Genomic DNA, 22,667 nt, shown 5'->3' with positions numbered 1-22,667 from the left:
TGTCTCCAGAAGGGTGCGGGGTGGACGCGCGCGGCGGGTGGTTCAGGCGGTCGGCGGCGGCTGCGCCACCCCGAGGGCCGTGAGCAGGGTGTCCCGGTACTCCTGGAAGCGGGCGTCGCGCCGGGAGCGCGGGGTCGGCAGGTCGATGGCGAGGTCGACGGAGATCAGCCCCTCCTCCAGGACCAGGACCCGGTCGGCGAGTTCGACGGCCTCGTCGACGTCGTGGGTGACCAGGAGCAGCGCGGGGCGGTGGCGTTCGTACAGTTCGCGGAGCAGGCCGTGCATCTTGATCCGGGTCAGCGCGTCGAGGGCGCCGAACGGCTCGTCGGCCAGGAGGAGTTCGGGTTCGCGGACCAGGGCACGGGCGAGCGCGGCGCGCTGTTGTTCGCCGCCGGAGAGCTCGTGCGGCCAGGAGCGGTCGCGGCCGGCGAGGCCGACCTCCGCCAGGGCGGTGAGGCCGCGCTCGCGGGCGCCGGGGCCGCGCAGCCCGAGGGTCACGTTGTCCAGGACCCGGAGCCAGGGCAGCAGCCGGGAGTCCTGGAAGGAGAGCGACACCCGTTCGGGGACGGTGAGTTCACCGGATCCCTCGACCGTGTGGTCCAGGCGGGCGACGGCCCGCAGCAGGGTCGACTTCCCCGATCCGCTGCGGCCGAGGAGGGCGGTGAACTCCCCCGGCGCCAGGGTCAGGTCCAGCTCCTTGAGGATGATCCGGTCGCCGAACTTCCGTACCAGCCGCTTCGTCCGGACCGCGGGCCGGACCTCGGTGATCAGCCCGCCAGGGTGCGTCGCCATGACAGGACCCTCCTCTCGATGGCGCGTACGCCCGCGTCCGAGGCGAAGCCGAAGATCCCGTAGGCCACCAGGCCCACGATGATCACGTCGGACTGGGCGTACAGCTGGGCCTGGAACATCATGTAGCCGATGCCGCTGGTGGCGTTGATCTGCTCGACGACGATCAGTCCGAGCCAGGACGAGGTGACACCGAGGCGCAGACCGACGAAGAAGCCGGGCAGCGAGCCGGGGACGACGACCTTGCGGACGAACTGGGCGCGGCTGAGGTCGAGTCCCTCCGCCAGCTCCACGTACCGGCTGTCGATGGAGGTCAGGGAGGCGAAGGTGTTGATGTACATGCTGACCGCGACACCGAGGGCGATGACGGTCACCTTCATCTCCTCGCCGATGCCGAGCCAGAGGATCAGCAGGGGCAGCATGGCGAGCGAGGGGATGGCCCGCTTGATCTGGAGCGGTCCGTCCAGCAGGTACTCGCCGCTGCGGCTCAGTCCGGCCGCGACCGCGAGGAGCACTCCGCTGGTGACACCGAAGAACAGGCCGAGCCCGGCGCGCTGGAGGGAGATGAGGACGTTGTCCTGGAGGCGGCCGGTGGCGACCAGGTCGGTGGCGGTGGAGATCACGCTCCCGGGGCCGGACAGGATGCGCGGGTCCAGGTAGCCGGAGGCGGACGCGGCCCACCACAGGGCGACGAGCAGGACGGGGCCGATGAGCCGGCCGAAGGGGAGGGACCGGCCGGGGCCGAGCCGTCGGCGGGTGCCGCGGGCGACGGTGGGGCCGGGCTCCCGGGGCGGGCCGGCCGGGGGCGCCGCACCCTTGGTGAGGACGGCGGGCCCGCCGGTGCGGGCCGTGGGCAGCAGGTCGGTCATGAGGTCTCCCGGTATTCGGCCGGAACGGACTGGGCCGCCAGGCCCTCGAAGCGGCGGTCGAACAGGTCGGCGACGTCCTGCTTCGGTACGAAGCCGCCCTCGGCCATCAGGTCGGCGGTCTCCTGCTCCCACTCGATGGCCTTGTCCCAGCTCACCGGGAACTGAGGCTTGTTGAGGGAGGAGACGATGCGCTTGCCGTCGGCCACGGAGACGCCCTGGTCCTTCACGTAATAGGTGTCGATCCACTCGTCGGTGTGCTCCCACGCCCAGACCAGGCCCTTGGCCCAGAGCGGGATGAAGTTGCGGACGGCGGCGGCCTTCGCCGGGTCGTTGAGCACCTCCACCGGGGCCCACAGGATGGTGAGCAGGTCCACGACCTCGGTCTTGATCGCGGCGGCCCCGTCCTTGGCGTACTGGTCGAGGTACTTGGTGAGGGCCGGTTCGCCCAGCGGTGCCACGTCGACCTGCTTGGACTGCAGGGCGGTGAGGAACTGGGTGCTGGGCAGGGCGACGAGCTGGACGTCGCTGTTCTTCAGCCCGGCCGCCTTCAGGGCGCGCAGGACGACGACGCCCTGGGCCTGGCCCTGGGAGAAGCCGATCTTCTTGCCCCGGAAGTCCTCGGCCGAAGCGATGTCGGAGCCCGGGGCGGTGGCGAAGGTGTAGATGGGCCGGGGGCGCACCTGGACCGCGACGATCTTCGTGTCGACGCCGATGGCCTTGGCCTGGATCGGCGGAATTCCCGCATTGGAGGCGAGGTCGATGGACTCGGCCCGGAACCCCTGGATGATATCGGGGCCCGCGCTCAGGTTCGGCCATTCCGAAACGGTGAAGGCGAGGTCCTTCTTCAGGCCGGCGGGTTCGAGCTGGAGCCTGGTCTGGCGTACCGCGACGGTGAGTTTCGTTCCCGGCGGTGGATCGCCCGAGGGGAGTTTTCCGGCGGGCTCGGAGCTGGCGGTCGTCTTCACCTGCGGGGAGCAGGCGGCGAGGCTCAGAACCGTGCCTGTGGCGAGGGCGAGAAAGGATCTGCGGCCCACGGTTCTCTTCATCGCGGATTTCGTTTCGGCGTTTGCCGCGGAGCTGGTGTTCGCATCGTGACGTGACATGGGGTGTGTTCCTGTGCTCAGAGGGAGTGGTAGGTGCCGTTGTGGAAGAGCAGCGGGCTGCGGCCCTCGTCGAGCCAGGAGTCGGTGACCCGGGCGATGACGATCCGGTGGTCCCCGGCGGGCACGATCTGTTCGGTCTCCAGCCGCAGCCAGCCGGCCACCCCGTCGAGCACCGGCTCCCCCTCGGGCAGCCGGCGCCAGGAGGTCGGGGCGGCGAACCGGTCGATGCCACTGGTGGCGAAGGTCCGGGCGAGGGATTCCTGGTCGGCGCCGAGGAAGTTGACGACGGTGGAGGCGGCCCGTTCGACATGGGGCCAGGAGGAGGTGGTGGTGCCGATCCCGTAGGAGACCAGCGGCGGGTCGAGGGAGAGCGAGGTGAGCGAGGTGGCGGTGAATCCGACGGGCCCGCGGCCGGAGTCGGTGGTGACGACGACCACGCCCGCCGGATAGCGGCGGAACACCTGCTTGAAACGGTCCGGGGCGTACCCGGCGGCATACGAGGAAACGGTGACGGTCAACATCTCTCCCGGAGTGGAAAGGCGGAAAAGGGCGTGCGGCGGCGGAGCGGCGGCACGGAAAGGGAAAACGGGCGGGAAAGGACACGCGACCGGCTGCGGCAGGCCGCGGGGAACGCCCGTGAATCAGCGGAGTGTTATCGGGGACCCGGACAGGGGCGACAACAGAAGGGCCGGGAGAATTCCCTCACCGGCGCAGCCGTGCGACAGCGGCATGCCGTGCGGGGCATGCTCTGCTGAATACGCTGGCGGCTGGTCATGGATCCATCTTCCCGTTCGGCCGGCGGGCCGGTCAACAATGCAACTTTCTGAATTAAGTCGGATTCCCCGCCGGCCGTACGCGGCTGCTGAACCTCCCGGTCAGGACACCGCGGGCAGCGCGGGCCAGGGCCCCAGCGGGTCGGTGTACAGCGCGCCGAGCGCGACCGCGCCGCCCGCCGTGGCCAGCACCGATCCGGTGAAGCTGCTCGGCACCACGGCCCGTTCGGGGTCCTCGCAGACCCAGGACCGCTCGGCCACCTCGGCCCGCAGATCGGCCAGACACTCCGGGATCCGGCCGGCCCCCGGCTCGACCACCACGAGGACCTCGGGGTCGAACATGTCCAGCAGCAGCGCCGCCGCCCGGCCCACCAGTCTGGCCCGCCGCCGGAACAGGGCGAGCGCCCGGGCGTCACCGGCCAGTGCCCGGTCGAGGAGTTCGGTGAACGTGCCGACGACCAGGCCCTGTTCGGTGGCCCGGCGCACCATGGCCCGCTCGGAGACCTCCGACTGGAGGCAGCCGGCCCGGCCGCAGGAGCACGGTTCGGCCCCGCCCGATCCGCCCGAGCCCAGGGGCAGATGGGCGACGCTGCCCGCGCCGGAGCGGGGGCCCAGATGCATGGTCCCGGAGCTGGCGAACGCCGCGTCCACCACCGCGCCGACGAAGAGCAGGACGGTGCTGGCCCGGGTCGACGCCTCGCCGAAGAGCTGCTCGGCGCGGGCCAGCGCCCGGGAGTGGCTGTCCACATGGACGGGCAGCCCGGTCGCGGCTTCGAGGATCTCCCGGACCGGGACGTCCCGCCAGCCCAGGTGCGGGTGGTCGACGACGACTCCGGCACCGGGGTCCACCCGGTGCCCGGTGGCGAAGCCCAGGGCGAGGACGGTCCGGCCTGCGGCGTGTGCGTCGACCAGCCGGGGCAGCCGGTCGGCGAGGTCCCGCAGCAGCGCGGGACCGGTGGAGAGCCCGCGCGGGGAGCGGCCGGGGACCGTGGCGTACGGGCCCTTCGCGCCGATCGCGTGCGGCTGGCGGTCCTCGGCGACGATTCGGCCGCGCAGGTCCATGAGGGAGACGGTGGAGTGGGCGACGGCGACGTGCGCCCCGGCGACGAGATAGCGGCCGGTGTCGATCTCCACGGGGATGTGGGGGCGGCCGAGGCCCTTGGGCCCGACGGTCTCCGCGCTCTCCCGGACCAGCCCGCGGGCCAGCAGGTGGCCGACGTGGCCGGTCACGGCGGCCGGGGAGAGGCCGGTGAGGCGGGCGACGTTGGAGCGGGCGACCGGCCCGTGGTCGAGGATCGCGCTCAGCACGGAGCCGGTGCCGGAGACCCGGCGGGCGGGCCCGGCGGCGGGGATGTCGGAGCGGCGCAGCGGGGCGGGGCGGCGGGCGGGCGCAGTCAGACGCTTCACAGGTGTCTTCCAGGTCCTCGGTGGCAGCGGGCCGTGCGGGGAGGCTCTCGGGCGGAGCCTCGGACCTCGACCCGTCGGCGCGGCCGGGGGGTTGCGGCTTCTCCCGTGGAACGGTTGCCCCGGCGTGCGCACGCCGGAGGGGCTCCGGCTGCGGTCGCTCAGGGGCTCGGTGCGTTCAGGCCTGGTGACACGCCGCGGAGCACACGCGCTTCAGGTCGACATGACCTCGCGTCGTCAGGTGTGCGGATCGCTGCATGGCGCGCAACGTAGCCGGAACGGCGTAACCCGGTCAAACCGTTGACCGCATGGTGGACGGCCGTCTCATGGGGGCGTGTTGCCCGGATATTGCCGCACGTGACGGGCGTGTGGCGGGCGCGCGACGAGCGGCGCCGGGGGTCCGCGCGAGGCGCGACAGCCTGTTCTCCATCCGGATGATGCCGGGAATTAACCGATGATGCCTTGTCATGCCCCGTTCTACGCGCATAGTTTTTGGCTCTTACCACCAAGCTGAGGGGCACCTGCCGTGCAGATATCCAGATCCGGTTCCGTCCTGCTGACCGGTGCCGTCGCCGTGGCGCTCGCGGTGACCGCCCTGCCCACCGCCCAGGCGGCCCCGTCCGCCACCGCGGTGATCTCCGAGGTGTACGGCGGCGGTGGCAACTCCGGTGCCACGCTGACCCGGGACTTCGTCGAGCTGGCCAACGCCGGCGCCACGCCGTTCGAGGTCGGCGGCTTCAGCGTCCAGTACCTGCCGGGCGCTCCGTCGGCCGGTTCGCAGTGGCAGGTCTCCGCGCTCACCGGGACGATCGCCCCCGGCGGCCGCTACCTCGTCGCCCAGGCCGCGGGCACCGGCGGCACCGTCGCCCTGCCCACCGCGGACGCCACCGGCACCATCGCCATGGCCGCCGGAAGCGGCACCGTGGCGCTGGTCTCCGGCACCACCCCGCTCACCTGCAAGACCGCGGCGGAGTGCGCCGCGGAGGCCCGCATCGTGGACCTGGTCGGCTACGGCTCCGCGGTCGTCCGGGAGGGCAGCGGCCCGGCCCCCACCGCCTCGGCCACCGCCTCCGTCTCCCGGGCCGCCTCGCTCGCGGACACCGACGACAACGCGGCCGACCTCTCCGCCGGTGCCCCGACCCCCGTCAACGCGGCGGGCGAGACGTCCGGCGGCGGCCAGGAGCCGGAGGAGCCCGGCCCGACCGAGCCCGGCACCGTACGGATCCACGACATCCAGGGCACGACCCGTGTCTCCCCGCTCGACGGCACGGCGGTCACCGGCGTCCCGGGCATCGTCACCGGCGTACGGACCACGGGTTCGCGCGGCTTCTGGATCCAGGACACCGCGCCCGACAAGGACGCCCGCACCAGCGAGGGCCTGTTCGTCTACACCGGCTCCGCCGCACCGGCCGTGAAGGCCGGCGACTCGGTCCTGGTGAGCGGCAAGGTGGCCGAGTACTACCCGGGCACCGGCACCCAGTCCATCACCCAGCTCACCGCGCCCCGCACCACCGTGCTCTCCTCCGGCAACGCGCTGCCCGCCCCGGTCGTCCTCGACTCCCGCTCGGTGCCCGGCCGTTACGTGCCCTCGGCGGGCGGCGGCGCGATCGACGCGCTGCCCCTAGTCCCGAAGCGGTACGCCCTGGACCTGTACGAGTCCCTGGAGGGCGTCCGGGTCCGGATCGCGGACACCCGGGTGACCGGCGCGACGACGGCGTACGACGAGATCTGGGTGACGGTCAAGCCCCGGGAGAACCCGACCCGGCGCGGCGGCACGCTCTACGCCTCGTACGAGGACCAGAACACCGGCCGCCTCAAGGTGATGTCGCTGGACCCGGCTCAGCCGATCCCGACGGCGAACGTGGGTGACGTGCTGAAGGGCCGCACCACCGGCGTGCTGGACTACGCCTCGTACGGCGGCTACAACGTGCAGGCCACCGAGGTGGGCACGCTCGTCGACAAGAAGCTGCGGCGCGAGGTGACCCGCAAGCAGAAGAAGGACGAGCTCGCCGTCGCCACGTACAACGTGGAGAACCTGGACGCGGGCGACGAGCAGGCCAAGTTCGACAGGCTGGCCGAGGGCGTCGCGGTCAACCTCTCCTCGCCCGACATCGTCTCGCTGGAGGAGATCCAGGACGACAACGGCGCGGTCAACGACGGCACGGTGGGCTCCGAGGCGACGCTGAAGCGGTTCACGGACGCGATCGTCGCGAAGGGCGGCCCGCGCTACGCCTGGCGCTACATCTCCCCCGAGAACAACAAGGACGGCGGCGAGCCGGGCGGCAACATCCGTAACGTCCTCCTCCACAACCCGAAGCGGGTCTCCTTCGCCGACCGGCCGGGCGGCGACGCCACCACGCCGGTCCAGGCGGTGAAGACCCGCAAGGGCGTCGAGCTCTCCGCGTCCCCCGGCCGGATCAACCCGGCGAGCCCGGCGTGGGCCGACAGCCGCAAGCCGCTGGTGGGCGAGTACACCTTCCGGGGCGAGCCGGTCTTCGTCATCGGCAACCACTTCGCGTCCAAGGGCGGCGACCAGCCGCTGCACGGCCGCTACCAGGAGCCGACGCGCTCCTCGGAGACGAAGCGGATCCAGCAGGCCGCCGAGGTCAACGCGTTCGTCACCTCGCTGCTGAAGGCGGACAAGTCGGCGCACGTCGTCACCCTCGGGGACTTCAACGACTTCGCGTTCTCCCCGACGTTCACGGCGCTGACCAAGGGCAAGGTCCTCAAGCCCCTGATCACGACGCTGCCCGCATCGGAGCGGTACAGCTATGTCTTCGACGGCAACTCGCAGACCCTGGACCACATTCTGACGAGCCCGGCGATCCGGCGCTTCGACTACGACGTGGTGCACATCAACGCGGAGTTCGCCGACCAGGCGAGCGACCACGACCCGCAGGTGGTCCGCGTGAAGATCAACAGCCTCTGGTACTGACCCCGGGGCCCGGTGGGCCGGACTCTCAGGTCCGGCCCACCGAGGCACCTGCCTGACGCGGCAGGCTGACGGGGGTGGCCGCGGGCGTGCCCTCCAGGAAGAACCGTGACACCAGCTCCGCCACCTCGACGGCCCGCTCCAGGACCACCCAGTGGTCGGACTCCCCGATCGTCAGGAACCGGCTGCCCGAGATCGTCGCCGCGAACTCCCGCTGCCGCTCCGGCGAGGTCACCGTGTCGTGCTCCCCGGCGAAGACCAGCGCCGGTACCCCGCTCAGCCCGCCGGAGAAGTCCGGCCGGTCGGCCAGCGCCCGGTAGAGCGAGTCCGCCGCGTGCGGCGAGTGGGAGAGCGCGTGCAGGAACGAGCGGCGCACATAGCGGCGCGCCAACTCACGTCGGTGGACCGGCCGTTCGGGATCCAGGCACATCAGCGCGTCGGCCGCCAGCGCCGCGAACCCCTCGTGGTCCCCGCCCGCCAGCACCTCCCGCGCCCGCTCCCAGCAGTCGACCTGGGCCTCGTCGATATGGACCGGTACGCCGCCGAGGGCGAGCCGGGCCACCCGCTCGGGGTGGCGCTGGGCGAAGCCGAAGGCGATGGCGGTGCCGTAGGAGAAGCCGAAGAGGTTCATCCGGGGGGCGCCGAGGTCATCGGCGATCTGGAGCACGGCCCGCCGCAGGATGTCGGCGCTGGGGCCGGGCGGGAGGGGGTCGGCGGAGCCCATGCCGGGCAGGTCGGCGGTGACCACGTCGGTGGCCGGGCCGAGGTGGTCGTCCATCTGGGGCCAGCCGTACATGCCCTGGAGGGCGCCGCCGAGGACGAGCGCCGGTTCGGTGACGGGGGGCCTGCCGCCGGAGGCGTACGGCAGGACGCGGTAGCCGTAGCGCACTCCGTCCACCGACAGCGTCCGGATGATCTCCTCGGGCATGCCTCTCAACTCCCTTAGCCTCAGGCCCTGGTGAGGACGAGCGCCGCATTGTGGCCGCCGAAGCCGAGCGAGGTCTTCACCGCGCAGTCGAAGGAGGCGCTGCGGGCCTCCTTGGCGACGACGTCCATCTCGATCAGCGGGTCGGGTGCGTCCAGGTTGACGGTGGGCGGCACCAGTTGGTGCTGGAGGGCCAGCACGGTCAGCGCGGCCTCGATGCCGCCCGCGGCGCCGAGGGTGTGCCCGGTCATCGCCTTGGTGGAGGTGACCAGCGGGCTCTCGCCCAGGACACGGCGGAGCATGGCCGCCTCGATGAGGTCGTTGGAGAGCGTCGAGGTGCCGTGCGCGTTGACGTGTCCGACGTCGGCCGGGGAGAGCCCGGCGTCGGCGAGTGCGGTGCGCAGGGCGCGTTCGATGCCGAGGCCGTCGGGGTCCGGGGCGACGGCGGAGTGGGCGTCGCTGGAGGCTCCGTAACCGCTCACGTGGGCGCGGACGGTGGCGCCGCGGGCGCGGGCGTGGTCGGGGTGTTCCAGGACCAGCAGGCCCGCGCCCTCGCCGACGACGAAGCCGTCGCGGTGGGTGTCGAAGGGGCGGCAGGCGGCCCTGGGGTCCTCGCGGCGGGTGGAGACGGCCTTGAGGCGGCAGGCGCTGGCGATCAGGAGGCGGGTGCAGGTGGATTCGGCGCCGCCCGCGATGACGATGTCGCAGGCCCCGGAGCGGAGCATCTGGTGGGCGGTGCCGATGGCGACGGTGCCCGAGGAGCAGGCGGTGGAGACGGCCTGGCTGGGGCCCTGCACGCCGAGGTCGAGGCTGACGCTGCTGGCCGCGCCGTTGACGACGCTGAGGGGGGCGAGCTTCGGGGAGACCCGGCGGGCGCCGCGCTCGGTGAGGGCGGCGTGCTGCTCGTCGTAGAACGGGAGCCCGCCGTGGGCCGAGCCGATGACGATGCCGACCCGGCCGCTGTCCCAGACCGCCGGGTCGAGCCCGGCGTCCGCGACGGCCTCGCGGGCGGCGACGACGGCGAGCTGGGCGAAGCGGTCCATCAGCCGCTGGGCGGCCACCCCGAGCACCTCGCGCGGGTCGCAGTCGGTGACGGAGTAGAAGAAGTCGCAGGGCAGCTCGGCGAGTTCGGGCCGGGGGCCGACGGACGGGACGAGGCCCTCGGTGACGCCGTGCCAGGCGGCCCCGACGCCCGTACCGGCCGCGGTGACCAGGCCGACGCCGGTGACGGCGGCGGCGAACGGGGCGAGCGGCGTACGACGGTAGGGCCCGGTCACGGGGGCCGCCGGGGCGCTCATGCGGTGGCCTTGACGTGGACGACCTCGATCAGCCGGCCGAGGGTGTCGCGCGAGGTGAGCGCGACGTCCTCCAGGTCGACATCGAGCCGGTCCTCGATGAGCAGCCGCAGCTCCTCCAGGGCGAGGGAGTCCAGCCGCAGCCGGTGCAGCGGAACGTCGGGGCGCAGCGCCTCGGGGTCGGTTCCGAACTTCGCTACCAGCAGGGCGCTGATCTCTTCCGAGGTGCTCATTGGCGCTCCTGGGCTCAGTGACGCGGTGACGCCGGCCGCGCGGTTGGGGGTGAGGTGGGGAGGGGCCATCGGGGGACGCCGGCTGCTCCGGAAGGACCCTTTATACGCCTTCACCGAGGGGTTCCCGGCCCGCGTTCCCCCGTGCGGTGGGAGGGCTGTCCAGGTGTACGAATCCCCGGGTGCGGCCGGACGGGGGTGCAGGATGGAGAGACGGACCGTACGAGGTGAAGGAGAGGCCCATGGCTGCGGACGCGGACGGTGCGGCGGAGGTCGAGGTGAGCCCCACCGGCTGGGTGGCCCGGCAGGCGGAGCTGTACGAGTCGTCCGGCGGCACGAAGGGCACCACCCAGCTCGGAGTTCCCTGCCTGCTGATGGACTACGTGGGGCGGCGCAGCGGGGCCGTACGGCGCACGGTGCTGATGTACGGGCGGGACGGCGAGGACTACCTGATCGTGGCCTCCAACGGGGGCTCGGACCGCCCGCCGCTCTGGTACCTGAACCTGCGGGACAACCCCGAGGTCGAGCTCCGGGTGGGGACCGAGCGCTTCCCGGCCGTCGCGGCGACGCTCCCGGCCGAGGAGAAGGCCCGGGTCTGGCCGCGCCTGGTGGAGCTGTTCCCTCGCTACGCGCAGTACCAGGCGGGCACCGGGCGGGACATCCCGGTGATCCGGCTGACGAGGCGCTGACGGGGGCCGTGGCGCCGGTCGGAGGGATACTGATCGTGACGATTCTCCGTCGATGTTCCGAGAGGAGCCGTTCATGACCACGGCGAAAGACCTGTTCATCATCGCCATGGAGCCGAGGCCGGAGCACACCGTGGGGCAGGGCGATCTGTCGCTCGCACTCGCGGGAGCCGAGCTGGTCGATCTGCTCGGTGCGGGGGCCATCACCGTGGACGACGACCGCATCGTGCCGGGCGAGCCGTCGGCCCTGCAGGACCGGCTCCTCGGCGAAGCCGCGGCGCGGCTCACCCGGCAGCCGCCCCACGAGCCGGTCGAGGACTGGCTGTGGCGCCGGGGCAAGGACCTCTCGGCGGCCTACCGGGCGGCGCTGGAGGAGGACGGTGAACTGACCCGCAAGCGGAGCAGCCGGCTCTCCTTCGGCCCGGAGCGCGTGGAACCGGCCGACACACCCGCCCGCCGGGCGGCGGCCGCCCGCTGGGAGGAACGGGAACCCGTCCTGGCCTCGCTCGTCTCGGCGGTCGGTGTCGGGGGCGGACCCTCCGACGACGATCCGGGCCCGGACGACGAGTCGGTGACGGCCGTGCTGACCGCCGTCCACGATGCGGTGATGGAGCTGGAGGCGGTACGCCAGCGGCGGACCATCGAGAACTCGGCCTTCGCCAACCTCTGGCGCGGCCCCTGAGGCGGGGGAACACCTCGGCCCCCGGCCCGCAGGAGCACCCCCTGCCGGGGGCGGGGAGTTCTGCCTAGACTCCGCGATCATGACCATCGAAACGGTTCAGGCCGATCCCTCCGCCCCCGGCGGCCCCGCTCTCTTCGACACCATGTCCACCATGCGCGCCATGCGCCGCCTCAAGCCGGACCCCGTCCCGGACGAGCTGGTCGACCAGCTCATACAGGCCGCCGTCTGGGGGCCCAGCGGCGGCAACATGCAGTGTTACGAGTACGTCGTGGTGACGGACCGCCAGGTGATGGCGCGGCTCGCCCCGCTGTGGAAGCGGTGCGTCGACTCCTACCTGGCGACGACCGGGAAGTACGCGCCGAAGGGCATGGACGAGGCGGCGTACGGCCGGATGGTCGCCGCGATCGAGTACCAGCGCGACCACTTCGCCGACACCCCGGCGCTGATCGTGCCGTGCTACCGCTTCCCGGAGCCGCGTCTGGACGAGGAGGGCCTGATCGCCTCCGCGCAGGCGCTCGGCCCGGAGGCGAGTGAGCGGATGATGGCCTCTCAGACCCGGTTCCAGGCGCTGGCGGAGGGCTCCTGCGTCTACCCGGGCGTCCAGAACCTGCTGCTCGCGGCGCGGGGTCTCGGGCTCGCGGCGAACATCACCATCTGGCACCTGTTCCTGGAGCAGGAGTGGAAGCGGGAGCTCTCCATCCCGGAGGACATGGCGACGTTCGCCGCCGTTCCGGTGGGGTGGCCGCAGGGCAACTTCGGGCCGGTGCGGCGGCGCCCGGTGGCGGACGTCATCCACCGGAACCGCTGGTAGCGAGGACGGGGGCCGATCAGCCCATCACACCCCCTGTCGGGTGATACTCCCCGTCACCCGACAGGCCGTAATTGCCCGTCAACTCCCTTACTTATCAGGTCAGTTGTGCGACACGCCGCGACCCGGCCGTCATTGTCATGCCCTTCTCAGCTCGCTAGCCTGGGTGCGCTCGCAGCCCCTCGGTCCACCACCCCGGGCAGAGGGCTTCTCTCTTCTCCTCCCGCGGATTTCCCCACAGATTCCCCACAGAGCAGGAGCACCCATGCCCAGAAGCACCGTCGCCCGCACCCGGGCGCGCGCGTCCGTCCTGGCGGCCCTCACGGTCACGGCCCTGGTCGCCACCGGCCAGCCGGCGACCGCCGCCCCCGCCCCGCCCGCAGCCGAACCGCTGAACCGCGCCTTCGACAGGGCGGCCCAGGAGTACGGCGTACCCCGCGATCTGCTGGCCGCCGTCGGCTACGGGGAGAGCCGGCTGGACGGCCATGCGGGGCTGCCCAGCCAGGCGAACGGCTACGGCGTGATGCACCTGGCGAGCAACCCCGAGAACCGCTCCCTGGAGAAGGCGGCGGCGCTGACCGGCGAGCCGGCCGAACGGCTGCGCCGGAACACCGCGGCGAACATCCTCGGCGGCGCCGCCGTCCTGCGCGACCACGCCGACCGCCTCGGCCTGGACCGTGCGGAGCGGCGCGACGTGAACGCCTGGTACCCGGCGGTCGCCCGCTACAGCGAGGCGGAGGGACCGGCCGCGGCGCTCTACGCGGACACCGTCTTCACGTTCCTCGCCCAGGGCCTGACCGCTACGGCGCCCGGCGGCGAGCAGGTACGGGTCCCCTCCCGCCCGGTCGCCCCGGACAAGGACGAGGTCTCCGCGGCCGGGGTCTACGCGCAGAGCCCCGACTACCCCTCGGGCCTCTGGGTCCCCGCGTACTCCGGGAACTTCGTCGTCGGCCGCAAGGCGACCGTCGACAAGGTGATCATCCACACCACCCAGGGCTCGTACGCGGGCTCCATCAGCTGGTACCAGAACCCGGCCTCGAAGGTCAGCGCGCACTACACGATCCGCTCCTCCGACGGCGAGGTCACGCAGTCGGTCCGGGAGAAGGACACCGCCTGGCACGCCGGCAGCGTCAACTCCTCGTCCGTGGGGATCGAGCACGAGGGTTACGTCGACAACCCGGCCTGGTACACGGAGGCGATGTACCGTTCCTCCGCCGCCCTCACCCAGCACCTCGCCGCGCGGTACTCCATCCCGAAGAACCGGTCGCACATCATCGGCCACAGCGAGGCGCCCGGCGCCACCCACACCGACCCGGGCCCCAACTGGGACTGGAACCACTACATGCAGCTGATCGGGGGCACCCCCGGCACCCCCGGTGACAGCCTGACCTTCCCCTCGTACGCGCTCCAGCAGTCGGGCTCCTCGGGCCCGCAGGTGACGGCCGTCCAGCAGCTGCTCAACGCCCAGGGGTACGCGGCCGGCACGGCGGACGGCATCTTCGGCCCCACCACCAAGAGCGCCACGCAGGCGTTCCAGCGCGCCCGCTCCCTCACCGCCGACGGCGCGGTCGGCCCGAAGACCTGGACGGCCCTCCTCTCCGCCGGCACCACCCCGGCACTCGCCCGCGGCAGCTCTGGCGACGCGGTGAAGCGCCTCCAGCGCTCCCTGACGGCGGCGCTCGGCACCACGGTAGGCGTCGACGGCAGCTTCGGCCCGTCGACGGAGACGGCCGTACGCAACTACCAGACCGGCCGCGGCCTGGGCGTCGACGGCAAGGTGGGCCCGGCCACGTGGGGGGCGCTGCAGGCGGGGCGCTGACCGGAGCGGAGCGCTGCTCCGGCCGGTACGCCGGTGACCCGCGGGGCCCGGGGCGGCCGCGCGGGTCAGCCGATGGCCACCCGTGCCGTACCGGTCAGGATCCGGTGGTCGGAGCACGGGGTTCCGCCCGCGCAGGACGCACCGATGGCGAGGGAGTCGGCGCTGTACGGGCCGGCGACCCGGCTCTCCCGTACGAAGATCTGGTCGATCTTGCGGTAGACACCGCACGGCGGTCCGGGGCTTCCTGCCGCCTCGACCGTGTGCTCGCCGTAACCCGGGCAGTGGGCGGAGTCGTCGTCGTCCAGCTCGCGGTGGCTGCCCGTGTTGTCCGGGTTGTTCGGTGTGTCGGCCGAGGGCGCGTAGTACCCGTTCATACGGCCGTAGTTCGGCTGGGCGTTGAAGTCACCGGCGATGAGGTAGGTGTCGCCCGCCGCGTCGAAGGAATCGAGGATCCCCCGAACCGCGTCGAGTTGGCGCACGTTGTCCGGTACCCCGTCGGTGAGCGTGTTGCTGGTCGTGATGTGGACGGTGCAGAACCGCATCCGAGGGGTGTCCCGCAGGGGTGCGCAGAGCATCTTGCGGCTGCCCTTCTTCCCGTCCCACGGCAGCACGTACTGGTTGGAGTTGCCCAGGGGCTGCTTGCTGAACAGGGCGAGACCGAACGTCTCACCGCCGTCACAGATGCCCGGATCCGCGTCGCGGGTGGCGGCGAAGCGGGAGAAGGTGGTGGGATCCTGCGGCCAGCCGGCCGCTGTCAGCCGCTCCTGGATCGCCCGGTACTGGCCGAAGCAGATCTCGTTGAACGAGACGAGGTCCGCGCTGCGGTTGCGGATGGAGGCGACCGCACCGTCGACCATGCCGTCCGTCACCGATCCGGCGTGCAGTGTGTTGCCGGCGACGTTCCAGTGCCACACGTTGTACGTGGCCGTCGTCGCTCCGGCGGCATTGCCCGGAGCCGCCTGCACCAGCAGGGCGGCCACCGCGGCCAGAATCACGCCTGTGCGCCTGCGCCACACCATGGTCCACCCCGCCGGTCACTGGATCAGAACGTCGGCGACTCTAACTCACGGCTCCGGCACCGGCACCGGACGGGTACCCGATCTCCTTGATGTCCTCGGCCAGCTCCGCGGGCACCCGCTCCGGGGCGAGCGCGGCGATCACCTCGTCGGTCAGGGGACGCAGGGCGTAGACATGGCGTACGGCTTCGAGGTCCACCGGGACCTCGAAGTAGTCCTCCGCCCACTCCTGGTAGGACTCCGGGGTGCCCGTGACGAGGAGCTGGAAGAGCCAGTCCGCACCGTCGGAGTCCTCGCCGTCCTCCGGGAACTCGATGGTGCCCGCCCGCCAGCGGTCGTCGGTGGTCTCGCGCCAGAGGCAGGCGGTGACCACCGGCAGCCCGAACTCGTCGGTGAACGAGGGCTCGTCCACGTAGGCGCGGAAGACTGCGGGGACCTCGTCGAGGACGCCGGGCCAGGGCGCGTCGTCCACGTAGGGGCTCATCGGGGACTCGTGGTCGAAGCCGCGGGCGTAGACCCCGGCGGCGGAGAAGACCAGGGAGTACTCGCCGCCCGAGCCGTCCCGCATCGAGGCCATCGCCTCCGTGGGGGACCAGTGGGCGTCGAAGCCGTGCCAGCGGTGGTCCCATTCGGGGCAGAGGATCGCGTCGAGCATCGCCAGGGAGCGGCAGAGGTCGTTGAGGGGGGATATGCCCGGCAGCCGGCGGGCAACGTCGTGAACGCTCATGCGCTCATCCAACCGCACGGGGCGGCGCTCCACGCACGTGGTCCCGCACCCCCGGGTCATGAGGATGCGGGACCATGTCTCAGCAGGTCACTTCAGGCCGAAGGCCCTGATGATCTCCTGGTCCACGACGAGCCCGCCGGGGCCCTCCGCGTGGGCCTTGAGCGAGACCGATGCCGCGCCCTTGGCGGGGGTGCGGAACTTCGCGGTCCATTCGCCGGTGCTCTTCCTGCGCAGTTCGGCCTTGGTCCAGTGCTTTCCGTCGTCGTAACTCACCGACAGCGAGGCCTTGTTCGCCTTCACCGCGCCCGGCAGCCACTCCTGGGTGCCGGAGGAGAGGCCGATCTCCGTCCAGCGGCCGGCCCTGACGTCGCCGGCCAGGTCGGTGTCGACGTCGTAGTCCAGCTGGAGCAGCGGGATGTCGGTCTGGTACGGGCCGTTCGGGTCGAGCGCCCCCGAGACGAAGCCCCACTCGGTGTGGGTGCGCGTGGAGCTCTTCCAGGTCTCCGCGTCCCGCACCGAGTCGATGACCAGGCGGTACGGGAGCTTCTGCGGTGACAGGTCCCAGGCGTATCCGGCCCTGCCCGCACCCTTCTTGATCAGGGTGTCGCCCTGGTGGACGGCGTACGAGGTGGTGTCGTACTCGTCCTCGGGCATCGAGCCGGAGTGGCCCTCGCCCGCGTCCGTCCAGGGCGTGATGTTGAACTGCATGTCGTTGTTGGCCGTGCGGAACGGGCCCCAGTAGCCGGTGCCCAGGCGGGGGCGGGTGACCGGGGCGAACCACTCGGCCCGGTACTCCTTGCCCGGCCGGTAGTCGAGCTCGGCGCTGCGCATCTCGGCGGCGAAGTCGGTCTGTTCGGCGTTGAGGACCGAGTGGTTCTCGTACCAGAAGGAGTCACCGGGGAGCGGGTTGACCCACTCGGTGCGGACGCCGGGGAACTTCTCGTACTCCTCGAAGCCGAGGCCGGGTCCGTACTCCGGGATGTCGTAGCGGTAGCCCGCGCCGAGGGTCTTCCGGTGTCCGTAGAAGGTGTTGGTCACCTTCGCCAGGTCGCGGGTGGAGGGCGCGAAGGCGAGGGAGCGGTCCGGGATCGTTCCGTCGTGGCGGTCCACCAGGTCGTAGACGTACGCCGCGAACTTCTTCTGGTCGACGGTCACCTTCTTGCCGCGCTGCGCGGCCCGGATCAGGGGGTCGCCCGCGAGCTTCTGGACCGAGGCGACGGGGATCGTGGACTCCTCGCCGTACGGGACGTAGGACTCCATGGCCCGGCCCCGGCCGTCGTGGACGACGAACAGCGCCTTGGCTCCGGCGGCCACGGCGGCGGCCAGCCGGTCGGCGGGGGCGACGGTGTCGCTGCGGGTGACCACGACGGCCCTGCCGCGCGCGTTCAGGCCCTTGTAGTCGGCGGCCGCGCCCTTGCCCGCGTACACCGCCGTCAGCTTCTGCTCACTGTCCTCGGCGACGGCCGAACCGCCCTGGACGGTGACCGGCACGTCGTGGCCGTCGGCGGTGAGGTCGATCAGCTCCTCGCCCTGGCGCCAGCGGGTCAGGAAGCTGAAGCTGCCCTGGGTGACCTTCTTGGTGGGGCTCGCCCACAACTGGTCGTACGTCAGAGGGATCTGGTAGGCGTCGCGCTGGACCGTGCCGTCCGGAGCCGTACGGGCCATGTCGTAGCGGAGCTGCCGAGTCTCGGTCTCCTTCGGCGTCCGCACGCTCACCTTGCGGGCCTTGGAGGCGTCGAGGGTGACGGTGGCGGACTCGGTGAGGATCGTCTCGGGGGCGGCGAGGAAGGCGACGGCCTTGGAGTCGGGGCGGTCCCCGTCGATGTCGACCGAGGCCCAGGCGGTGTAGTTGCCGGGCGGCAGGCGCAGGGTGGTGTCCCCGGTGACCTGGACGAGGCCCAGCTGCGGGTCGCCCAGTTCGGCGAGGACGACCAGGCCGTCCATCGGCTTGCCCGCGCGGTCGCGGAGCCTCAGCGTCAGGTCGTGGAGCTCCTTCTCCTTGGTGAGCGCGAAGCCGGTGTGGGCGACGGTGGTGCCCGCCGCGTCGGTGGCGACGACCTGGCCGGAGAACGTGGTGTCGTTCGGGACCTTCGCCGGGTCGAGGGACAGGACCGCTTCGGCCGTCGCGCCCGCCGGGACGGTCAGCGTCGGGGTGGAGAGCGTGTAGGCCGCCTCGTCGGTGTCCGTGGCGAGGTCGAGGGTGATGTCCTTGTCACCCGTGTTGCGGTAGGTGATGGTGCGTTCGGCGACCGGGTCGGTCGGGCTGTGCGGCCAGTCGTACGACGCGACCTGGACCGAGCCGGTCGCCTCGACCGTCGTGTCGATGGCCGCCTTCACGTCGAGCCGGCCGGTCCCCTGCTCGTACGGGGTGTACGCGTCGAGCTTCTCGGAGGAGGTCATCAGCGCGTCCTTGATGCGCTGACCGGACCAGTCGGGGTGACGCTGCTTCAGAATCGCCGCCGCGCCCGCGACATGGGGCGTCGCCATCGACGTTCCGGACATCGACTGGTACGGCCCCTCGATGCCGGGGACGGACTGCGATGCCGCCGCGTTGATGTCGACGCCGGGGGCCGACAGGTCGGGCTTCAGTCCGTGCGAGCGGACCAGCGGGCCCATGGAGGAGAAGCTCGCGCGGGCGTCCTGCTTGTCGACGGCGGCGATGGTGAGCGCCTTCTCCGCCGAGCCGGGTGAGCCGATGGTGCCCGCCCCGTACGCGTTGCCCGCGGCGATCACGAAGAGCGGACCGCCGTCCGCCGAGAGGGAGTCGACCGCCTGGGACATCGGGTCGCCGCCGTCGTCCGGCACCGGGGAGCCCAGGCTCATGGAGACGACGTCGGCCCCTTCGGCCTTCGCCCACTCCATGGCCTCGATGATCCCGGAGTCCGCGCCGGACCCCTCGTCGCTGAGCACCTTGCCGACGAGCAGGTCGGCCGCGGGGGCGACGCCCTTGTTGGCGCCGTCGGACGCAGCGCCCGAACCGGCGATGGTGGAGGCGACGTGCGTGCCGTGGCCGTTGCGGTCCTCCACCTCCTCACCGGGGATGAAGCTGCGGGAGGCGACGATCCGGTCCTTGACGTCCGGGTGGGCGGCGTCGATGCCGGTGTCCAGGACGGCGACCTTGGTGCCCTTCCCGTCGAACCCTGCGGCCCACGCCTGCGGGGCGTTCACCTGCGGCACCGAATCCGCCAGCAGCGCCTCGGAGCGGCCGTCCAGCCAGAGTTTCGCGATCCCGCTGTCGAGCGAACGGGCCCGCGGTGTACGGGTGATGGCGTCCCAGAACGTCCGCGCGTCGCCCTTGTCGGCCTGGAGCGCGGCACCCTGGATGGAGGCGAGCGTGCGGGTCTTCTCCGCGCCGCGCGGGGCGGCCGGGAGCGCCCGGGCCTTCCCCTCCGCCGCCGGGTAGGTCGCGATCAGCGGGATCGAGCCGGTGCCCTCGTCGTCGTACCCCATCCGCACCAGGGCCGAGACGTTGAACAGCCGCCGGTCCAGCCTGCCCGCCGCGAGCAGCGCGGTGGCCTCGTCGGGCAGGACGTGGATGTCGCCGCCCGCCTGCTGGACACGGACCCCGCCGCTCGCCCCTTCGGGACGGTCCACGGTGACGGTGTCCTGGCCGTCGGGCCCGTCCACGTACCGCACGACGTCCCCGGTGACGAGGGTGACGGTGCGTATCTCGGAGCGCGGGGCGTCGGCGCGGGGGGCCGCGGGTGCGGGGGCCGCGCCGGCGGTGCCCGCGAAGGGGACCAGTGTGGAGCCCAGGAGCGCCGCCGAGGTGGCCAGGAGGAGGGCTCTGCGTCCTGGGCGGGCGGATCTCGCCCGGCCGGGAACGGAGGAGGGGGAAGAAGTCATGCAGCTGATCTACCGGTAAATCGTGGGCGACCGCTGCGTTCATGGCTGGCAGGAAACCGCCGTGGCGGTTACCCGCCCGGCGTGGACCAGGGGTTTCAGGCCACGGAGGCGAGCGGTTGTCCGCTGCTGTCGTGGTGGATGGGGGTATGGGCGCCGGTGAGCGGTAGGCCGCTGCCGCCGCGCCGGACCGCGACGATCTCGGCGGCGATGGAGAGTGCCGTCTCCTCCGGCGTACGGGCGCCGAGGTCGAGGCCGATCGGCGAGTGCAGCCGGGACAGTTCGCGGTCGGTGAGGCCGACCTCGCGCAGCCGGTCGTTGCGCTCCAGGTGGGTGCGGCGCGAGCCCATCGCGCCGACGTAGGCGACCGGGAGGCGCAGTGCGGCCTCCAGCAGCGGCACGTCGAACTTGGCGTCGTGGGTGAGGACGCAGAGCACCGTACGGGCGTCGGTGGCGGTCCCCGCGAGGTAGCGGTGGGGCCAGTCGACGACGATCTCGTCGGCCTCGGGGAAGCGTGCGGCGGTGGCGAAGACGGGCCGGGCGTCGCAGACGGTGACCCGGTAGCCGAGGAACTTCCCGGCCCGGACCAGCGCGGCGGCGAAGTCGATGGCGCCGAAGACGATCATGCGGGGCGGGGGCACGCTGGACTCGACCAGGAGCTGGATCGGCCGGCCGCAGCGGGACCCTTCCGCGCCGATGGCGAGCGGCCCGGTGCGGCCCGCGTCCAGGAGGGCGCGGGTCTCGGCCGCGGCGGTCCGGTCGAGCGCCGGGTGGCCGCCGAGCCCGCCCTCGTAACTCCCGTCGGCCCGGACCAGGAGCGGGAGTCCGAGCAGCTCCTCGGGGCCCTCGGTGACCCGCGCCAGGGCCGCCGCCGCCCCCTGTGCGGCGGCCGCGAGCGCTGCGGCGAACACCGGCCGGGCGGGATCGTCCGCCCGAACCGGTGTGACCAGGATGTCGATGACGCCGCCGCAGGTCAGGCCGACCGCGAAGGCGTCCTCGTCGCTGTAGCCGAAGCGCTCGCGGACGGACCTGCCGTCATCGAGGGCCTGCCGGCACAGTTCGTAGACCGCGCCCTCCACACATCCGCCGGAGACCGAGCCGATGGCCGTGCCGTCGCGGTCGACGGCGAGGGCGGCACCCGGCTGGCGGGGCGCGCTGCCGCCGACCGCCACCACGGTGGCGACGGCGAACTCGCGTCCCTGCGAGACCCACCGGTGCAGCTCTTCGGCGATGTCCAGCATGGCGTTTCTCCTTAGGCGGGAAGAGGGCGGGGAGGGCGGCGGCCGTCAGTGGACGCCGAGCCAGCTCTCGATCGGGTTGAGGGCGAAGAAGACGATGAAGATCACCGTCAGCCCCCACATGAAGGCCCCGACCTCGCGGGCCCTGCCCTGGGCGAGCTTGATGGCGGAGTACGCGATGACACCCGCGGCGACACCGGTGGTGATGGTGTACGTGAAGGGCATCAGGACCACGGTCAGGAAGACCGGGATGGCGACGGAACGGTCGCTCCAGTCCACGTGCCGGGCGTTCTGCATCATCATCGCGCCGATGACGACGAGGGCGGCGGAGGCCACCTCGGTCGGCACGATCGCGGTGAGCGGGGTGAAGAAGAGGCAGGCGGCGAAGAAGAGGCCGGTGACGGCGGAGGCGAGCCCGGTCCGGGCCCCTTCCCCGACCCCGGTGGCCGATTCGACGAAGACCGTCTGGCCGGAGCCGGAGGCGACACCGCCGATGACACCGCCGGCGCCGTCGATGAACAGCGCCTTGGACAGGCCCGGCATACGGCCCTTGTCGTCGGCGAGCTTGGCCTCGGTGCCGACGCCGATGATGGTGGCCATCGCGTCGAAGAAGCCGGCCAGCACCAGGGTGAAGACGATCATGCCGACGGTCATCACGCCGACGTCGCCCCAGCCGCCGAACTCGACGTTCCCGAAGAGTGAGAAGTCGGGGGCGGAGACCGCGCTGCCCTCCAGGGCGGGCGGGCCGCTGCTCCACGCCTTCGCGGGGATGTCGACGATCGCGTTGATGACCAGGGCCACCAGCGTGCCGACGACGATGCCGATGAGGATCGCGCCGGGGATGTTGCGCGCCTGGAGCATGAAGATGAGGAGCAGGGTCACGCAGAAGATCAGGACGGGCCAGCCGGCGAGTTCACCGGCCGGGCCGAGGGAGACGGGGGTGGCCGCGCCCTTGTGGACGAATCCGGCCTTGTAGAGGCCGATGAGGGCGATGAAGAGCCCGATGCCCATGGTGATGCCGTGCTTGAGCGCGAGCGGGATCGCGTTCATGATCATCTCGCGGAGGCCGGTGACCACCAGGAGACAGATCACCACACCGTAGATCACACACATGCCCATGGCCTGCGGCCAGGTCATGTTCGGTGCGACCTGCGAGGCGAGCACACCGGAGACGCTGAGTCCGGCGGCGAGCGCCAGGGGCACCTTGCCGACGAAGCCCATGAGCAGGGTCGTCGCGGCCGCCGCGAAGGCGGTCGCGGTGATCAGGCCGGGCTGGCTGAGGAGGTTGCCGTTGACGTCCTCCCCGCCGAGGATCAGCGGGTTGAGCAGCAGGATGTACGCCATGGCCATGAAGGTCGTGACGCCGCCGCGCACTTCGCGCGCGACCGTGGAGCCTCGTTCGGATATGTGGAAGTAGCGGTCGAGCCATGATCTGCCGGCGGGGACGCGCGAGCCGGGGCCCGCGGCCTCCGCGCTGGTCTTCGGTTCCACTGACTGCTGGGTCATGATGCCTGACTCCCAAGGTTCA

General features: G+C 72.1%; 18 protein-coding genes. 5 read left to right on the top strand and 13 right to left on the bottom strand.

The features are described from left to right. Window positions 1-42 precede the first annotated feature (42 nt). From IE264_RS19630 to IE264_RS19610, 5 genes are all read right to left on the bottom strand, one after another. On the bottom strand, window positions 43-792 hold the full coding sequence (locus tag IE264_RS19630) for an ABC transporter ATP-binding protein (protein ID WP_032753755.1): 750 nt from the start codon (window positions 790-792) through the stop codon (window positions 43-45). Continuing rightward, window positions 768-1,658 carry an ABC transporter permease gene (locus tag IE264_RS19625; RefSeq protein ID WP_032753754.1) on the bottom strand — a complete coding sequence of 297 codons (891 nt, stop codon included), beginning with the start codon at window positions 1,656-1,658 and terminating at the stop codon, window positions 768-770. Before IE264_RS19625 ends, IE264_RS19630 begins: the two co-directional genes overlap by 25 nt. Further along, window positions 1,655-2,704: an ABC transporter substrate-binding protein gene (locus tag IE264_RS19620; protein WP_032753752.1), complete on the bottom strand. Its 1,050-nt coding sequence runs from the start codon at window positions 2,702-2,704 to the stop codon at window positions 1,655-1,657. Before IE264_RS19620 ends, IE264_RS19625 begins: the two co-directional genes overlap by 4 nt. 74 nt (window positions 2,705-2,778) lie before the next feature. Continuing rightward, complete coding sequence (locus IE264_RS19615; RefSeq protein ID WP_032753751.1) at window positions 2,779-3,282, bottom strand: flavin reductase family protein; 504 nt, start codon at window positions 3,280-3,282, stop codon at window positions 2,779-2,781. Window positions 3,283-3,636: 354 nt separating this feature from the next. After that, complete coding sequence (locus IE264_RS19610) at window positions 3,637-4,941, bottom strand: ROK family transcriptional regulator (RefSeq protein ID WP_032753749.1); 1,305 nt, start codon at window positions 4,939-4,941, stop codon at window positions 3,637-3,639. A gap of 523 nt (window positions 4,942-5,464) precedes the next feature. Here IE264_RS19610 and IE264_RS19605 point away from each other — a divergent pair. Next, window positions 5,465-7,873, top strand: a complete 2,409-nt coding sequence (locus tag IE264_RS19605; protein WP_032753747.1) for a DUF8508 domain-containing protein — start codon at window positions 5,465-5,467, stop codon at window positions 7,871-7,873. 25 nt (window positions 7,874-7,898) lie between these two features. Here IE264_RS19605 and IE264_RS19600 read toward each other — a convergent pair whose 3' ends face one another. The 3 genes from IE264_RS19600 to IE264_RS19590 are packed head-to-tail and all read right to left on the bottom strand — an operon-like array spanning window position 7,899 to window position 10,323. Continuing rightward, window positions 7,899-8,798 carry an alpha/beta fold hydrolase gene (locus IE264_RS19600; protein ID WP_032753746.1) on the bottom strand — a complete coding sequence of 300 codons (900 nt, stop codon included), beginning with the start codon at window positions 8,796-8,798 and terminating at the stop codon, window positions 7,899-7,901. A 20-nt stretch (window positions 8,799-8,818) separates the two neighbouring features. Further along, window positions 8,819-10,093, bottom strand: a complete 1,275-nt coding sequence (locus IE264_RS19595) for a beta-ketoacyl-[acyl-carrier-protein] synthase family protein (protein ID WP_032753744.1) — start codon at window positions 10,091-10,093, stop codon at window positions 8,819-8,821. Next, window positions 10,090-10,323, bottom strand: coding sequence for an acyl carrier protein (locus IE264_RS19590; protein WP_015612298.1), 234 nt, complete (start codon window positions 10,321-10,323; stop codon window positions 10,090-10,092). Before IE264_RS19590 ends, IE264_RS19595 begins: the two co-directional genes overlap by 4 nt. A 239-nt stretch (window positions 10,324-10,562) precedes the next feature. On the opposite strand from IE264_RS19590, the gene IE264_RS19585 reads away from it, so the two are divergent. The 4 genes from IE264_RS19585 (at window position 10,563) to IE264_RS19570 (ending at window position 14,315) form a co-directional block, all read left to right on the top strand. Further along, complete coding sequence (locus tag IE264_RS19585) at window positions 10,563-11,009, top strand: nitroreductase family deazaflavin-dependent oxidoreductase (protein ID WP_015612297.1); 447 nt, start codon at window positions 10,563-10,565, stop codon at window positions 11,007-11,009. Between the two features lie 73 nt (window positions 11,010-11,082). After that, window positions 11,083-11,688, top strand: a complete 606-nt coding sequence (locus IE264_RS19580; protein ID WP_032753743.1) for a GOLPH3/VPS74 family protein — start codon at window positions 11,083-11,085, stop codon at window positions 11,686-11,688. Between the two features lie 79 nt (window positions 11,689-11,767). Further along, entirely contained in the window at window positions 11,768-12,499 is a 732-nt protein-coding gene (locus IE264_RS19575; protein ID WP_032753735.1) for a nitroreductase family protein, read from the top strand. A 262-nt stretch (window positions 12,500-12,761) separates the two neighbouring features. Next, window positions 12,762-14,315, top strand: coding sequence for an N-acetylmuramoyl-L-alanine amidase (locus IE264_RS19570; protein ID WP_032753733.1), 1,554 nt, complete (start codon window positions 12,762-12,764; stop codon window positions 14,313-14,315). Window positions 14,316-14,380: 65 nt separating this feature from the next. Here IE264_RS19570 and IE264_RS19565 read toward each other — a convergent pair whose 3' ends face one another. The 5 genes from IE264_RS19565 to IE264_RS19545 form a co-directional block, all read right to left on the bottom strand. Then, window positions 14,381-15,310, bottom strand: coding sequence for an endonuclease/exonuclease/phosphatase family protein (locus IE264_RS19565; protein WP_229887637.1), 930 nt, complete (start codon window positions 15,308-15,310; stop codon window positions 14,381-14,383). A gap of 64 nt (window positions 15,311-15,374) precedes the next feature. Further along, window positions 15,375-16,058, bottom strand: a complete 684-nt coding sequence (locus IE264_RS19560; RefSeq protein WP_032753730.1) for a hypothetical protein — start codon at window positions 16,056-16,058, stop codon at window positions 15,375-15,377. 87 nt (window positions 16,059-16,145) lie between these two features. Beyond that, window positions 16,146-19,904 carry a S8 family peptidase gene (locus tag IE264_RS19555; RefSeq protein ID WP_229887635.1) on the bottom strand — a complete coding sequence of 1,253 codons (3,759 nt, stop codon included), beginning with the start codon at window positions 19,902-19,904 and terminating at the stop codon, window positions 16,146-16,148. Between the two features lie 95 nt (window positions 19,905-19,999). Continuing rightward, the gene (locus IE264_RS19550) at window positions 20,000-21,142 is read right to left on the bottom strand and encodes an XdhC family protein (RefSeq protein ID WP_032753728.1); all 1,143 of its coding nucleotides are present in this window, start codon (window positions 21,140-21,142) and stop codon (window positions 20,000-20,002) included. 45 nt (window positions 21,143-21,187) lie between these two features. Then, the gene (locus IE264_RS19545) at window positions 21,188-22,645 is read right to left on the bottom strand and encodes an NCS2 family permease (RefSeq protein ID WP_015612289.1); all 1,458 of its coding nucleotides are present in this window, start codon (window positions 22,643-22,645) and stop codon (window positions 21,188-21,190) included. Window positions 22,646-22,667 lie beyond the last annotated feature (22 nt).

The organism is Streptomyces microflavus (assembly GCF_014650075.1).
GTDB classification, from domain to species: Bacteria; Actinomycetota; Actinomycetes; order Streptomycetales; family Streptomycetaceae; genus Streptomyces; species Streptomyces microflavus.
Note: the sequence above shows the minus strand (reverse complement) of the source record. Positions and strands in the feature narration are given on the sequence as shown.